This window comes from Lentzea sokolovensis, assembly GCF_033949975.1.
Classification (GTDB): domain Bacteria; phylum Actinomycetota; class Actinomycetes; order Mycobacteriales; family Pseudonocardiaceae; genus Lentzea; species Lentzea sokolovensis.
The window spans coordinates 1-619 of sequence record NZ_JAXAVU010000035.1 but is presented as its reverse complement, the minus strand read 5'-3'; the positions used below and the strand labels follow the sequence as shown (position 1 = coordinate 619).

The following is a 619-nucleotide window of genomic DNA, read 5'->3' as shown; positions in this document are numbered from 1 at the left end:
CAGGCGGAACCTGGACCGCCAGGCGGCCGTCGACGCCGGGGTCACGTTCGACCGCATCGAGAAGGACGAACTGGCGAACAACGCGGCACGCGTCGCCGAGCTGACGATGATGAACCGGCAACGCTATGGCGCCAGCGCACGCTTCGAACACAACGAGACCGTGCTGCGGCAACTTCTCAGCGAGGGCGTCGACGTCCGCTGCTGGGTCGGGCGTCGCGGTGACGAGATCGTCGGTGTGTGCCTGGGCTTCCGCAAGCACGACCGCATCTACATCAAGTCGGTCGGCTTCGACTACACCGCACTCGGGGAACGCAGCAGCGTCTACTTCGTGCTGATGTTCGACCTGCCGGTCGCGGACGCCTACGCCGAGGGAGTCCGTCAGGTCGAGTTCGGCATGGGGTCGCACGAGGCCAAGATCGTGCGCGGCTGCGAGTCGCGGAACATCAGCTCGGCGTTCATCATGACCGACCCGGAGCTGCGGCCCGAGGTCGCCGGACTGCTCGAGGAGTACTCCGCGCAGCGCGCGTCGATGTTCGGAGCGGAGCCTGTGCTCGCGCACAGCTGACACGTACGCAAACGAAGTTCACCGCCGTCGTCGCCGCCGCCACGACTGCCTGGG

The 619-nt window shown here is 67.0% G+C and carries 1 protein-coding gene; it reads left to right on the top strand.

Going from position 1 to position 619, the window contains the following annotated elements:
• Positions 1 to 565: GNAT family N-acetyltransferase (locus SK854_RS48150; protein ID WP_319981898.1), on the top strand; the 565-nt coding region annotated here is incomplete at its 5' end.
• Positions 566 to 619 lie beyond the last annotated feature (54 nt).